A 13,484-nucleotide genomic window follows, 5' to 3' on the forward strand; every position below is an offset into this window, starting at 1 on the left:
ATGTTTGGTATATTTTTAACATAGATATTAAGCGCGAAAAGAAAGGGGTATTATAGATGGATAGAAAAGAATTACAGGTAAAAGAGCGGACAGTGACTAGAAAAAGTGAAGTTAAGAAATTAAGAACTAACAATGAAATTCCAGCTGTTTTATATGGCAAAAACATCGAAAGTAAAAAATTAAGCATTGAAAAAAGAGAACTGCTAGATGCATTATCTACCGCTGCTGGAGATAACGTTCTATTGGACTTAAAACTAGATAATGGAGAATCTTATCCAGCAATTTTTAAGGAAATTCAAAAAGATCCAATAAAAGGGTTTTTTATCCACATTGACTTCCATACTATTGACTTAAAAGAAACCTTACAAGTTAGTGTGCCACTTAACATTGAAGGTGAGCCTGTGGGTGTTGAAAATGGAGGTATTCCACAGTATCAGCTTAGAGAAATTGAAATCGAATGTCTACCTACCCAAATACCAGATCATATTGAGGTCGACGTTAGTAATATAGATCTAAACGAAAGCATTAATGTAGGTGATTTACCACTACCAGAAGGCTCAGAGCTGGTTACTGAACCCGAAGAAACAGTCATGTCAGTAGTTGCGCCAGAAACGGAAGAAGAACCGGATACAGAAGAAGATGAAGAAGGCGAAGAAGACGTTGAAGAAGAAAGTGAAGAAGAGGAAGAAGAATCTGAAGAGTAATTGGAACAAGAGGGCGCATGTAAATGCGCCCTTTTAAATTGGTATTAAATGAACTAGGAAACTATGGGAGGTATTATATGAAGTTAATAGCCGGCCTTGGAAATCCAGGCAAAAAATATCAGTACAACAAGCATAATATAGGTTTTATGGTAATTGACTACTTCGCAAAACAGCATGGTTTATCGGTTACCAAACTTAAACATCAGTCCATGTGGGATGAGCTCCGCCTAGAAGGTGAAAAAATCGTTTTAATAAAGCCTTTAACTTATATGAACAGAAGTGGGCATGCTATTAAACTTTGGAAAGACTACTTTAAGATTGAAAATCAAGATTTGTTGATTATTTATGACGACTTGGATTTGGAACTAGGGGATTTGAGAATGCGTCCTAAGGGTGGCACAGGTGGTCATAACGGATTAAAGTCTATTGTGTCAACTTTAGGTGGTAAAGAATTTCCCAGAATTAGATTCGGAATTGGCCGTCCTGCTAGCCAAGAGTCAACATCTTCTTATGTATTAAAAGATTTTACTAAAAAAGAGTTTGAAACCATAAATAATAAATTCCCTGACTTGTCAAAAGGTATTGAACTGTTTTGCAAAGAAGGCATTAACGAAGCTATGAATTTCGTTAATAGCTTGCAAAACTAAGCTAAAGTTTTAAAGTTGCATACGGTTAAAGAGGCAAAGAAAATTAGTCCTTGACATTTAAACAACCCCCTGTTTTAATAATACTTGGGAGTAATTTTTTTTAATAACTTAAAAAGGGGGAATTTTATTAATGGCAGGTCAAAGTGAAACACCTACCCCACAAACGCCACAGACCCCAGAAGGGTCAGGTTTGTTTGAGAGAATTCTGAATTTTATTGAAAGAGTAGGAAACAAACTTCCTCATCCTATCATTTTATTTTTCATTCTAGCTGGTTTAACTATCGTAGCTTCTTGGTTGGTATCAGCTGCTGGAGTAACTGTTGAACATCCAGGTACTGGCGAAACAGTTGAAGCTGTCAATTTAATATCAAGATATGGCTTTGAAAGAATAGTCACTGAAGCAGTTGATAATTTTGTTGGTTTTGCACCCTTAGGTGTTGTACTAGTAGCTATGCTAGGAGTTGGAGTAGCAGAGAAATCCGGACTCATAAATTCAGTGTTGAAATCTTTAATATTAGGCGCTCCTATGAAATTATTGACAGTAGCAGTAGTTCTAGTAGGTATTTTGTCCAGTGTTGCTACTGACGCAGGTTATGTAGTGGTAGTTCCCCTAGGTGCAATTATTTTCGCAGCCAAGGGACGCCATCCCATGGTTGGTTTGGCCGCAGCCTTCGCTGGTGTATCAGGTGGTTTCAGTGCCAACTTGATTATAACCAGTTTAGATCCATTGTTGACAGAACTTACAAGGGATGCTGCCGAAACATGGGTTGACAGTTATCCCATGGCTCCTTCTGTTAACTTGTGGTTCATGATGGCATCGACGATCATAATCTCAGCAGTTGGTGCCATAGTAACAGAAAAGATAGTTGCCCCCCGTTTTGGAGAGTATACTGGTGATTACAAGCCAGAACTTGAACCTCTTAATAATCAGGAGAAAAGCGGTATCAAAGCAGCAGTTATTACTTTAATTATTTTGCTTGCTTTATTACTAGTGATGGCTGTTCCTGCAGATGGCCTTCTCCGTGATGATGAAGGTTCACTGACTTCTATGCAAGCACCTTTAATGGGTGGTATGGTACCGATTATCATGGTACTATTCCTCTTACCTGGTATTGCTTATGGCTATGCTGCCAAAACAGTCAAAAACAGCACAGATGTAGCAAAATATATGTCAGAGGCTATGTCGGATATGGGTGGTTATGTGGCCTTGGCTTTTGCCGCCGGTCAGTTTGTCAAATACTTCGAATGGTCACAGATAGGTACAATCCTGGCTGTTGCAGGAGCAGATTTCTTGCAGGCCATCGAATTTACAGGAATACCATTATTAATTGCCTTTGTAATCGTGGCAGGCTTTATCAATCTATTTGTTGGAAGTGCTTCTGCTAAATGGGCAATTATGGCTCCAGTATTTGTTCCTATGTTCATGGAATTAGGTTATGCTCCAGAACTAACACAAATGGCTTATCGTGTAGGAGACTCTGTCACCAATATAATTACACCACTAATGCCATATTTTGCAGTAATCATCGCATTTGCCAAGAGATTTGACGAAAAAGTCGGAATTGGTACACTTATTTCTACAATGCTTCCGTACTCCATTGTATTCTTGATTACTTGGACTATAATGCTAATTTTATGGTATGCGCTAAACTTACCAATCGGACCAGGTGGACAAATGTTTGTCTAATCAAGTAGGGTACACTGATGATTCGTGAATGGAAATCCAATAGTATTTTATGTAATATACTCCCCTGGGTGAATCCAGGGGAGTATTTACTTGCATGAAAATTATTGATTCTTATGTAGATTAATCATGATTTCAATTAAAACACTATAAAGTAAAGGCCAATCCCAATTATTAAAATACCACCGATTAATTCTCCTTTACCTCTTAGAATAGACTGGAGTTGCTGCCCCAAAAATAATCCAAATCCTGTCATAACTAAAGCTACAACTCCAAATATCAAAGCCGTTAAAAGTGATGCGGCACCTGCTAATCCTAAAGTAAACCCAGCAGTTAAGGCATCGATACTGACAGAGACTGAAAAGATTAATAGTCCGGTCCCTTTGGTGAAATCTATAGTTTCTTCATTTTCCTCTTCAGCTAGGTACTGACTAATCATGCGATATCCGATAAATATTAATAGGCCGCCACCCAAGATTTCCCCCAATTCCTCTAAATAACCTGCCAGTAGATCACCTAGATACAGACCGAGAAGAGGCATAGCAACATGGAAAAATCCTACCAGTAAAGATATTTTTCCAACTCGGCTCAAGGTCATTGATTTTGTCCCAATTCCTAGAGAAACTGAAAATGCATCTGAGGCTACAGCTAATGCTATTAGAGTTGTTACCCATAAATCTATCATATTATTCCTCCTATAATACCTTATCGTTCTTGTTTTACAGGCTATGTCAACACGGATATATAACAGCGAATTGATAAAACAACTAGCAGTTAGTTTAACACCAAAGTCAGTTACTATACAACTTGTCGGTTGAGAAATTGTTCTGTAATATTCAATTGAAATGTAATTAATAATACACTTTAGGGGTGTTTCTTTGGATTTATTATTTACAATAATTATCGCATTAATAATTATATATCTGTATAATTGGGGGATTTTTTTAATCAATTATCGAACTTATAATATAAAAGCATTAATAAACTATTTATCACCTATAGTCGAAGAATTTATTAAAACTATCCTTGGTTTTGTTATAGCAAATACGATTATTGGTGTTCATGTAGGCATTGGGATAGCAGAAGGTTTAAAAGATTTGTATGTCGATAGAAGCTGGGGAGCTTGCATGGCTTCTATTATTGGTCATTCTTTTTTTGGGAGTGTGACCTTGGGGATCTATAGATTGACTGGATATTTGATTTTAGGTATTATCTTAGGCGCTGTAGTACATATAGGATGGAATTCCTTGATTTTAAGTATTAACCAGGAAAAGACTTTAAAATAGTTGACATATGGAAAAGTTAAGCATATAATTTCCTAGAAATCAATTCAATCCTTAAAAATATCTAAATATTATCTTAAGTTATCAAAGTTATCAACAAAGCTTATTATATAAATCCGTAAATTAGCGGGGGGACAGATATGAGCTATTTGGTTGACATAATTCCTTATGAAAATAGTTTACAAAATATTATTGAAGATTTTTCTCCTAGGCGTAAGCGGAGTACTAAGCAGATGGTATCAGGTATTAGCGGAAGTGAATTTCCATTAATACTGGCAGGATTGTTTAGAGCTTATGGCCGGCCAATCACTCTAATAACATATGATAATTACAGAGCGGAAAGCTTATATTCAGATTTAGTTACACTGTTGGACAAAGAACAAGTTTATATCTATCCGGAGCATCAAGTATATCCTTTTGAACTAGCCTGGCAAAGTAGAGATGTAAATAACGAAAGAGCCCAGGTCCTACAAGCTATGTTAAGTAAAAAATCTGCTGTTTATATATTTTCATTGAAGTCTGCTAAAGAAAAGCTATCTCCCGCTCAAGTTGTAAAACAGACATTTCTTAACCTTGAAGTTGGGAATGAAAAGCTTTCTCCAACTATGATTGCAGAAAAACTTACAGGATTAGGTTATGAAAATACTTCTATGGTTGAACAAAAGGGGCAGTTTAGTCATAGAGGAGGCATCATTGATGTTTTCCCTGTGGCAAGCGAACTACCTGTCCGAATAGAGTTTTTTGATGACGAGATAGAGTCAATTAGAGCTTTTGACCTAGCAACTCAACGATCTTTAAAAGAGTATAATAGCCTGGTAGTTGGACCAGGAAGTCAGCTTGTAATAGGAGATAATACTAATTTATCTCAGGCATTGAATCAACTGACTCGTGAATTTGAGCTACAAAAAGGTAAATTAATGAAAGATGGAATTACTGATCGATCCGAGGAATTAGAAGAGAGGATCAACAGGGATTTAAGTTCCTTAGAAAACGGGATCTCATTACCTCATTTTCATAGATATTTATCTTATTTTTACCCAAAAAATTATGGTACGATAATAGATTTTTTACCAACAAACTCTTTGTTTTGGGTTGATGAGCCTAATAGGATTAAAGAAAGTGACGAGTTTTATAATAATGAAATAACAGAATTAGCGGAATCTCTAATTGAAGAAGGTAAAATTCTTCCTGGAGAAAGTAATTTATTTTATTCTATTGAAGATGTGTTGTCAGGAAACCCCTTTGATACAATTTATTCTGCTAATTTTTTACGCCAGAATCCATTTGAAAATGTGTCCCAGGCTACTAATATGTCAGTTAAGTCAATGAATCAGTTTTATGGTCAGTGGGATTTTTTTCTAAAAGAAATGAAACAGTGGATGAATAACAATTATCGCATCATCTTGTTTTCACCTACCCCGGAAAGTGCTAGAACATTATATGAAAATTTAAAGAAGGAAGAAATCGGTGCGACTATTGTGGAGAAGGGTAATACTAAAACAGAAAATCAAGTTGTTATTGCTGTAGGAGATTTAAAAAGTGGTTTTATATTACAGGAAAGTAAATTAGCGGTAATTACTTATGGAGATTTATGGGGACATCAAAAGAAGAAAATACGTAGCAGAAAACGTGATAAGTCAGAAGATAAAGCAGTGAAAGTATCTGATTATCGTGAACTTCAAGTTGAAGATTATGTAGTTCATGAAAAACATGGAATCGGCAAGTATATGGGAATAAAAACGTTAGAAGTCGGTGGCTTGTATAAAGACTATCTCCATATCAAATATGCCGGGAATGACAGCCTGTATGTTCCCACAGAACAAATTGATGAGATTCAAAAATATGTTGGTAAGGAAGGAAAACCTCCTAAGCTTTATTCTCTAGGAAGTAGTGAATGGCAAAAAGTAAAACAAAGAGTAAAATCTTCAGTCAAAGAGTTGGCAGAGGATTTATTAAAATTATATGCCGAACGAAGTTCGCGTAAGGGATACGCATTTAGCCAGGACACACCATGGCAAAAAGAGTTTGAAGATTATTTCCCTTATGAGCTAACTCCGGACCAAAAAAAGGCCATTTCTGAGATCAAGGAGGATTTAGAATCTGAACAACCTATGGACAGATTATTATGTGGGGATGTAGGGTACGGGAAAACAGAAGTAGCAATGAGAGCAGCCTTCAAAGCTGTCATGGAGGGGAAACAAGTCTGTGTCTTAGTACCAACAACCATTTTAGCACAACAACATTTCCAAACTTTTAAAGAGAGGTTTGCACCATATCCTGTTGATATTCGTGTTATAAGCCGTTTTAGTAGTCAAAAGGATGAGAAACTAGTTAAAGAAGAAATGAAAGAAGGCAATGCTGAGATTATCATTGGAACACATAAACTGTTAAATAAATCAGTCAAATTTAGAGACTTAGGTTTATTAATAATAGACGAAGAACAGCGATTTGGAGTTCAACATAAAGAAAAAATTAAAATGCTTAAAAAGAATTTAGATGTGTTGACTATGACAGCTACGCCAATTCCAAGAACTTTGCATATGTCTTTAGTTGGAGTTAGAGATTTAAGTGTGATTGAAACTCCTCCGGAAGGACGCTTTCCTGTACAAACTTATGTTATGGAACATTCTCCTCAATTAATTAGAGAAGCCGTTAACAGGGAAATTAGCCGAGAAGGCCAGGTTTATGTTGTTCATAACAGAGTGAAGGGTATAAATAAAGTAGCAAAGGAAGTAGCTGATTGGGTGCCTGATGCCAAAGTAGGTGTTGCTCATGGTCAGATGCCCGAAAAACAATTGGAACGAGTTATGTTAGACTTTTACGAAGGTAAATATGATGTACTAGTGTCTACTTCCATAGTAGAAGCTGGATTAGACATTCAAAATGTTAATACAATCATAATTTATAATGCAGATCGTATGGGCTTAAGCCAGCCATACCAGTTAAGGGGCCGAGTAGGAAGAAGTAATCGAATGGCATATGCATATTTAACTTATCAGAAAGATAAAGTATTAACACAAGAAGCAGAAAAACGCTTAAAAGCAATCAAAGAGTTTACAGAACTGGGGTCTGGTTTTAAGCTCGCTTTACGTGACTTAGAAATTCGGGGAGCAGGCAATATACTAGGGCCAGAACAACATGGACATATTATGGCCGTAGGTTTTGATATGTACACAAAAATGCTGAAAGATGCTATTAAAGAAATTTCTCAGGAAAGTCAAACTCAAGAAGAAACCACCAAGATTCAAGATGACAAAACTGAAGTTGAAAAACCAGAAGAAGTAAAAGTGGAGTTGAATATTAATGCTTATTTACCAACAACTTATATTTCTGATCATGAACAAAAGATAACTATTTACAAAAAAGCAAGAAGTATTAACTCCTATAGTGAAGCTAATGACTTGGAAACGGAGTTAAAAGACCGATTTGGTTCATTACCTCAAGAAGTTAAAAACTTGCTAGATATTACTCGCCTGAAAGTTCTTGCCCGGGAAACAGGTATCATTTCTATTACCAGGCAAGGCTATTGGGTACACTTGGACTTAGATCCTCGTCAGAAAATTAGTGGGGAAAATTTAATAAAATTAACTACAAAATTCCCTGGGAAAATCACAGTTTCTTCTCAAACAGATGGATTAACCTTAAAAGTAAACGTTAAAAACTTAAAAGATTCGGGTTTAATGGACATGATCAATAAAGTTGCCGAATCTTTGCTAGAGTTGGTAGCGTAACTGAAACTGAGGATGATTTTGTCTTTCTTGTATAAAAAGCACCAGCTAAATAAATACTAATTGTTGCAACCAATAATGTACCCCAATAAAGGAGGTAAAACTGTGAAGGCAACCGGCATTGTTCGCAGAATAGATGATCTGGGCAGGGTAGTTATACCAAAAGAAATCAGAAGGACTTTGAGAATAAGAGAAGGTGATCCCCTGGAGATTTTCGTTGACCGAGAAGGGGAAGTGATATTAAAAAAATATTCTCCAATAGGTGAATTGGGAGAATTTGCAGAGGAATATGTTGAATCAATTCATGAAACTACCGGACATATAGCATGTATATCTGATCGAGATATGATTATCTCAGTTGCTGGGACTGCAAAAAAAGAATTTTTAAATCGTCCACTATCACCTGCTGTGGATAGGGCTATGGAAGAGCGGCAATCAGTGAAAATTGAAGATTCAGCAGATCATCCCTACTATCAAGAAGCTGAAGATGAGCAGAGAAGTAGATTTAAATCAGAAGTCATTGCCCCTATAATTGCCCAGGGAGATGCTATCGGTGCTGTAATAATTGGTACTAAAGAAAAAGATTATACAATGACAGATCAGGAATTAAAAATTGCAGAAACCGCAGCAGGATTTTTAGCAAAACAAATGGAACAGTAAAGGGAGCGCTAGTTTTGCGCTCCCTTTCGTTTTATCATTAAAAGTTTAATAGGGGAGGGGAGCTTATGATAAGTCAAAACAGAATATGCTTTGATATTCTGATAGTAACACAACCGGTTACTAAACATATCAGTCTAGAATATTATCGTAAGTTAATGAATTCAAACTGTAATATCCTGGTTTCTAACAGTAAATCTAAAATTATAGAGTTTTTACAATCAGAGCAAATTCATTATCAAATTATTGAACAAGACAGTATAGATACTTGGGGAACTAATGGTATTTTTTACATAACTGATAATCGTAAAGATAATAATATTTCACAAATCTTGTCACTAGCGAAAGAAAGAGGAGTGGACATTGATATCAATTTTTTAGGCCCACAGGAAGAACTGTCATTGCTACCTCTTAAAATGGTGATGGAGAAATTAAGGGGTCCTGGAGGATGTGAATTTGACAAAAAACAAACTCACCAAACCCTAAAGCCCTATTTGATCGAAGAAGCTTATGAAGTTATTGAAGCAATTCATGAACAAAATCCTGACAGTGTTTGTGAAGAACTAGGAGATCTTTTATTACAAGTCATTTTTCATGCACAAGTTGCTGAAGAACAAGGTGAGTTTCAGCTGGATGAAGTTTTAACCAAATTAAAAGATAAATTAATAACACGTCATCCTCATGTATTTGGTGGAAAGTATGCTCAAACTGGTACTGACCCTCTTTCTTGGGAAGAAATTAAATTAGAAGAACAACAAAATAATCGGAAATCTCCAAATCAAAATGAAATCGATGATCGAGAAGGCAATAAACATCCAAGAGAATCTAAATCAGTGCTTGATAAAGTTCCACAGGCCGCCCCTGCCTTAGTTAAAGCGGAAAAAATACAAAAGATAGGCAAAAAAATGGGTTTTGATTGGGAGAACTCCTCTGGAGCTTATGAAAAGGTGAATGAAGAGTTTACAGAATTACAAGATGCATACCAACAAGAAAATTGGGAAAAGCTAGAAGAAGAAATTGGAGATATTATTTTTTCCTTGGTTAATTTAGCTAGATTTTTTAATATTTCAACCGAAGTTAGCCTGGAAAGGACTAATGAGAAATTTAGGCGACGTTTTAGATATATCGAAGATAAAGTTAGGAAGCAGAACGAGAAATTTTCCAATTATTCCCTGGAAGAACTTGACAATTATTGGGATGAAGCAAAAAAAAGAGGGATTTAGCGGATTTTTTCGCGATTTTAGCAGGAATTACAAAAAAATCCTCGAATAGCTAGAAAAGGAGATTAAAGTTCAGTATTGGCGGTTCAAAAGACTAATTTTTAGGAGGGATTTACTTTATGAACAAAACTGAACTTATTAGTAAAGTTGCAGAAAGAAGTGAAATGACTAAAAAAGACACAGAAAAAGTTGTCAACGAGGTTTTCGATGTAATTTCTGATCAGTTGGCAAAAGAAGACAAAGTGCAGTTGATTGGTTTTGGAACTTTTGAGGTGAGGGAGAGAGCTGCTAGAGAAGGTCGAAATCCATCTACAGGTGAAGTAATTCAGATTGAAGCTACTAAAGTTCCAGCTTTTAAAGCAGGAAAAGCTTTAAAAGAAAAAGTGAAAAATGGATAAGCAATCGTAAAGTAGAACATAATTTTAAGCGGGCCCATTGGCCCGCTTTTATTATATATATTGTATATCTCCCTACCAAGTATCAGATACTAATAAAAAACTTGGAGGGACAGTCCATGAATATTTCTATTAAAGCTTTATTTGGCATGCTACTATTAACGACTGCGCTAATACTGGGGGGATGTGGCCCAGGTGAAGAAGAAGGGCCCGAAGGTGCGCCCAATGGAGAAGTCGAAGATGATGAAGCCGTTCCTGATATTCCAGAAGAAATTAGAGAAACCGAAGGAGAAGAACCAACCTTACAGGTCTTTTTACATGAAGAAGAACAAGTAGAAGAAATGGAATTTGAAGAATACTTAAAAGGTGTTGTGGCAGGAGAAATGGAACCGGACTGGCCGAAAGATGCCCTGGCAGCTCAAGCAATTCTTGCTCGAACCTTTACTTTGCACAAAATCTCTGAAGACGGTGGAGTTCCTGATAGAGACGCACATGCATCCACTGATATTGAAGAATTTCAAGCTTATAGTGAAGAGGATATTACTGAAGAGGTGGAGCAAGCTGTAGAAGATACTCGGGGCGAAGTCGCTGTATATGAAGATAACTTTATTAGAAGCTGGTTCCACGCTTTTGCTGGTCCTAAAACAGCTACAGCTGAAGAAGGACTTGGCTATGATGAAGAAGATCCCCCTTACATTCAAGTTGTTGACAGCCCGGGAATGGATATTGTACCAGAAGAAGAAAAAAATTGGGAAGAGAGCTTTTCCCATGACGAGATTAGTTCCGCTGTAGAAGCCGTTACTGGCGAAAGTCCTGAAAGTATAGAGCAGGTGGAAATTGTAGAGGAAGGCCCATCTGGAAGAGCCATGGAACTTGATATTGGCGGAGTGCAAGTTCCAGCACCGGAACTCAGATTAGAACTAGGCAGTGAGGTGATGAGGTCTACTTTCTACGATGAAGATGATATAGAGGAAGGAGAAGATGAAGTTACTTTTTCTGGCGTGGGTTTTGGCCACGGTGTAGGCATGTGTCAATGGGGTGCTAAAGCACTGGTTGAAGAAAACAATTCTCCAGAAGAAGTTGTGACTTACTTTTATGAAAATGTTAGCATTGTAGATTTATGGGAATAGAGATACTCTATTCCCTTTTTTTTTGGTGTTGTGTACTCAAAGTACCCAACCTGAGCATTTATAAGTGGAATTGAAATTATACAGTTTTTAACATTTAACTTTTATACAGCTTTTTAAGTTTAAAATAGTCATAAAAGCGGACTTTTGCTAGTAAAATGTAACAGGATAACTTACGGACAAGGGGGGCGAAAGATGGAAGAAAGGTTAGAAGAGACGAGTCATAAACTGATTATAACTGATAGGGAATATACTGAGATAACAGGAGTGCTTCATGTTGACAGCTTTGATGAAGAAGAGATTGTTTTAGAAACTGAATTAGGTTTATTAGCTTTAAGAGGAGAAAAGCTAGATATTAAAGAACTCAACCTAGATGATAAATTATTAACAGTTGAAGGAGTAATTCTTGAAGCAGCTTATTCCGATGAAGCTAGTCCTCAAGACCGCGGAAAAGGAATTTTTAGCAGGATCTTCCGATAAGCAGGTGGTAACAATGACTGATATTAGAGGGCAATTTGTTTTGTTTTTAATATTTGTTGTTACTGGAATGATCATGGGAATAGTTTTTGATTTTTTTCGAGTATTCCGTAGTAGAAAAAAATTCCCTAAGATTTTAAAACATTTTACTGATTTGATCTACTGGGTTTTTGTATTTTTGTTATTAGCTACAGTTTTGTTAGTAAGCAATTGGGGTGAAGTTAGGGCTTATGTATTTGTTTTTACAGGTGTTGGCATAATTGCATATTATATTTGGATTAGTAAATCAATTATTGAAGGTTATGTAGTATTTTTTTATGTATCAGAACAAGTTATTGATAAATTTTTTTCTGCTCTTCAAAAAACTATCATAATAATTTCTATCCCTGTTCAATTCATTTTAAGAGCATGTTGTATGATATTAAACATTATTAAGAGGGCTGTAATTTTAATAACTTCTAAAATTATTGGTTTGGTCAAGGTTATTCTATCTAGGTTAAATATTTTCAATAAGAAGGAATAAATGTAGATAACCGAGAAAATATTGGATATATAAGGCTAAATTTCGCAGGCCAAGCCATATTTAAGAAGAAATTTATGGGCTAATTTATATAAACCATGAACAGGGGTGGATGATTTATGAATAAAATTACTGAATTTCCCCGTAAAAGTGGTAGACAAGCAAAAAAACAGGTTAATACAATTAAACATGGTGCCCCTAAAAGGGATAACAATTCAAAATCAGGTTTTAAAGATAAAATGATTAGTATTTTATTAATTGTAGCTGTGGTATATTTTGCTTTTTTAATTATTGATCAGGGAATTAAATATTATCAATTAGTCCAGCAAAGAGAGGATTTAAAGACGGAAATTGAACAAGCAGAGCAAGAGAAAAAAGAGTTAGAAGAAGAAGTCGAACAACTGCGAGACCCGCAATACATAGAAATACTCGCCAGAAGAAAATTTGGTCTTATAAGAGAAAGTGATATATTATTGGAAATTCCACTTGAAGAGGAATAGTTATTAGTTGGGCAGTTCTTGACTAGTTCAAATGTTTGCGGTATAATCACCATTAAGAATTTACTGGGGAGGAATAAAATTAATCATGTCCTTGAAAGTTGGAAAAACTGTAGAAGGTGTAGTAAAAGGGATTACAAATTTTGGAGCTTTTGTTGAACTTCCGGGAGGTGAAACTGGATTAGTCCACATTTCGGAAGTGGCCGATACTTACGTTAAAGATATTCGCAAGTTCATAAGTGAAGAAGAACATGTAAAAGTAAAAGTGCTTAGCATTGATGGAGACAAAATTGGTTTGTCATTAAAACGAGTCCGGGAAAACAAAGAAAAGCATGTTTCCTTTGAAGATAAGATGGCCAAGTTTTTACGAGAAAGTGATGAGCGTCAGCGCGACTTAAGAAAAAATACGGAAGGTAAGCGTGGAAGTCGCGATACTAAAGCGTTTAATTAATTAACTAACCAGTAGCTATTACACAGTAATTAACAGTGATTAAGTAAGAAACAGAGCGCAACATGCGCTCTGTTTTTTTAAGGATTAATTCATT

At 35.9% G+C, this 13,484-nt stretch carries 14 protein-coding genes; 13 read left to right on the plus strand and 1 reads right to left on the minus strand.

What is annotated here, in order from left to right; genetic code table 11:
• The first annotated feature begins 56 nt into the window (after nt 1–56).
• The 3 genes from NTHER_RS00360 (at nt 57) to NTHER_RS00370 (ending at nt 3,038) form a co-directional block, all read left to right on the plus strand.
• Nucleotides 57–704, plus strand: a complete 648-nt coding sequence (locus tag NTHER_RS00360; protein WP_012446552.1) for a 50S ribosomal protein L25/general stress protein Ctc — start codon at nt 57–59, stop codon at nt 702–704.
• A 77-nt stretch (nt 705–781) separates the two neighbouring features.
• On the plus strand, nt 782–1,351 hold the full coding sequence (pth, locus tag NTHER_RS00365) for an aminoacyl-tRNA hydrolase (protein ID WP_041367250.1): 570 nt from the start codon (nt 782–784) through the stop codon (nt 1,349–1,351).
• A 130-nt stretch (nt 1,352–1,481) separates the two neighbouring features.
• Nucleotides 1,482–3,038, plus strand: a complete 1,557-nt coding sequence (locus NTHER_RS00370) for an AbgT family transporter (protein WP_012446554.1) — start codon at nt 1,482–1,484, stop codon at nt 3,036–3,038.
• Between the two features lie 136 nt (nt 3,039–3,174).
• Here NTHER_RS00370 and NTHER_RS00375 read toward each other — a convergent pair whose 3' ends face one another.
• Entirely contained in the window at nt 3,175–3,720 is a 546-nt protein-coding gene (locus NTHER_RS00375) for a manganese efflux pump MntP (protein ID WP_012446555.1), read from the minus strand.
• A 193-nt stretch (nt 3,721–3,913) separates the two neighbouring features.
• On the opposite strand from NTHER_RS00375, the gene NTHER_RS00380 reads away from it, so the two are divergent.
• The 10 genes from NTHER_RS00380 to NTHER_RS00425 all read left to right on the plus strand — a co-directional run bounded on the left by NTHER_RS00380 (nt 3,914) and on the right by NTHER_RS00425 (nt 13,390).
• Nucleotides 3,914–4,321: a hypothetical protein gene (locus tag NTHER_RS00380; protein WP_012446556.1), complete on the plus strand. Its 408-nt coding sequence runs from the start codon at nt 3,914–3,916 to the stop codon at nt 4,319–4,321.
• A 137-nt stretch (nt 4,322–4,458) separates the two neighbouring features.
• Entirely contained in the window at nt 4,459–8,049 is a 3,591-nt protein-coding gene (gene mfd / locus NTHER_RS00385; RefSeq protein WP_012446557.1) for a transcription-repair coupling factor, read from the plus strand.
• A gap of 102 nt (nt 8,050–8,151) precedes the next feature.
• Nucleotides 8,152–8,706: a stage V sporulation protein T gene (gene spoVT, locus NTHER_RS00390; RefSeq protein ID WP_012446558.1), complete on the plus strand. Its 555-nt coding sequence runs from the start codon at nt 8,152–8,154 to the stop codon at nt 8,704–8,706.
• Nucleotides 8,707–8,771: 65 nt separating this feature from the next.
• Entirely contained in the window at nt 8,772–9,926 is a 1,155-nt protein-coding gene (gene mazG, locus NTHER_RS00395) for a nucleoside triphosphate pyrophosphohydrolase (protein WP_012446559.1), read from the plus strand.
• Nucleotides 9,927–10,042: 116 nt separating this feature from the next.
• Complete coding sequence (locus NTHER_RS00400; protein ID WP_012446560.1) at nt 10,043–10,321, plus strand: HU family DNA-binding protein; 279 nt, start codon at nt 10,043–10,045, stop codon at nt 10,319–10,321.
• Nucleotides 10,322–10,437: 116 nt separating this feature from the next.
• Entirely contained in the window at nt 10,438–11,448 is a 1,011-nt protein-coding gene (locus NTHER_RS00405) for a SpoIID/LytB domain-containing protein (protein ID WP_012446561.1), read from the plus strand.
• A gap of 192 nt (nt 11,449–11,640) precedes the next feature.
• Nucleotides 11,641–11,925 carry a sporulation protein YabP gene (yabP, locus tag NTHER_RS00410; RefSeq protein WP_012446562.1) on the plus strand — a complete coding sequence of 95 codons (285 nt, stop codon included), beginning with the start codon at nt 11,641–11,643 and terminating at the stop codon, nt 11,923–11,925.
• Nucleotides 11,926–11,938: 13 nt separating this feature from the next.
• The gene (yabQ, locus tag NTHER_RS14965) at nt 11,939–12,445 is read left to right on the plus strand and encodes a spore cortex biosynthesis protein YabQ (protein WP_012446563.1); all 507 of its coding nucleotides are present in this window, start codon (nt 11,939–11,941) and stop codon (nt 12,443–12,445) included.
• A 116-nt stretch (nt 12,446–12,561) separates the two neighbouring features.
• Complete coding sequence (gene ftsL, locus NTHER_RS00420; protein ID WP_012446564.1) at nt 12,562–12,942, plus strand: cell division protein FtsL; 381 nt, start codon at nt 12,562–12,564, stop codon at nt 12,940–12,942.
• 85 nt (nt 12,943–13,027) lie between these two features.
• The gene (locus NTHER_RS00425; RefSeq protein ID WP_012446565.1) at nt 13,028–13,390 is read left to right on the plus strand and encodes a S1 RNA-binding domain-containing protein; all 363 of its coding nucleotides are present in this window, start codon (nt 13,028–13,030) and stop codon (nt 13,388–13,390) included.
• Nucleotides 13,391–13,484 lie beyond the last annotated feature (94 nt).

The organism is Natranaerobius thermophilus JW/NM-WN-LF (assembly GCF_000020005.1).
GTDB classification, from domain to species: Bacteria; Bacillota; Natranaerobiia; order Natranaerobiales; family Natranaerobiaceae; genus Natranaerobius; species Natranaerobius thermophilus.

What these genes read in the sequence shown, in the direction of transcription:
- mazG (WP_012446559.1), top strand. Translation starts at nt 8,772, where the DNA reads ATGATAAGTCAAAACAGAATATGCTTTGATATTCTGATAGTAACACAA.
- NTHER_RS00370 (WP_012446554.1), top strand. Translation starts at nt 1,482, where the DNA reads ATGGCAGGTCAAAGTGAAACACCTACCCCACAAACGCCACAGACCCCA.
- ftsL (WP_012446564.1), top strand. Translation starts at nt 12,562, where the DNA reads ATGAATAAAATTACTGAATTTCCCCGTAAAAGTGGTAGACAAGCAAAA.
- NTHER_RS00360 (WP_012446552.1), top strand. Translation starts at nt 57, where the DNA reads ATGGATAGAAAAGAATTACAGGTAAAAGAGCGGACAGTGACTAGAAAA.
- yabQ (WP_012446563.1), top strand. Translation starts at nt 11,939, where the DNA reads ATGACTGATATTAGAGGGCAATTTGTTTTGTTTTTAATATTTGTTGTT.
- pth (WP_041367250.1), top strand. Translation starts at nt 782, where the DNA reads ATGAAGTTAATAGCCGGCCTTGGAAATCCAGGCAAAAAATATCAGTAC.
- NTHER_RS00375 (WP_012446555.1), bottom strand. Translation starts at nt 3,720, where the DNA reads ATGATAGATTTATGGGTAACAACTCTAATAGCATTAGCTGTAGCCTCA.
- yabP (WP_012446562.1), top strand. Translation starts at nt 11,641, where the DNA reads ATGGAAGAAAGGTTAGAAGAGACGAGTCATAAACTGATTATAACTGAT.
- NTHER_RS00425 (WP_012446565.1), top strand. Translation starts at nt 13,028, where the DNA reads ATGTCCTTGAAAGTTGGAAAAACTGTAGAAGGTGTAGTAAAAGGGATT.
- NTHER_RS00405 (WP_012446561.1), top strand. Translation starts at nt 10,438, where the DNA reads ATGAATATTTCTATTAAAGCTTTATTTGGCATGCTACTATTAACGACT.
- mfd (WP_012446557.1), top strand. Translation starts at nt 4,459, where the DNA reads ATGAGCTATTTGGTTGACATAATTCCTTATGAAAATAGTTTACAAAAT.
- NTHER_RS00400 (WP_012446560.1), top strand. Translation starts at nt 10,043, where the DNA reads ATGAACAAAACTGAACTTATTAGTAAAGTTGCAGAAAGAAGTGAAATG.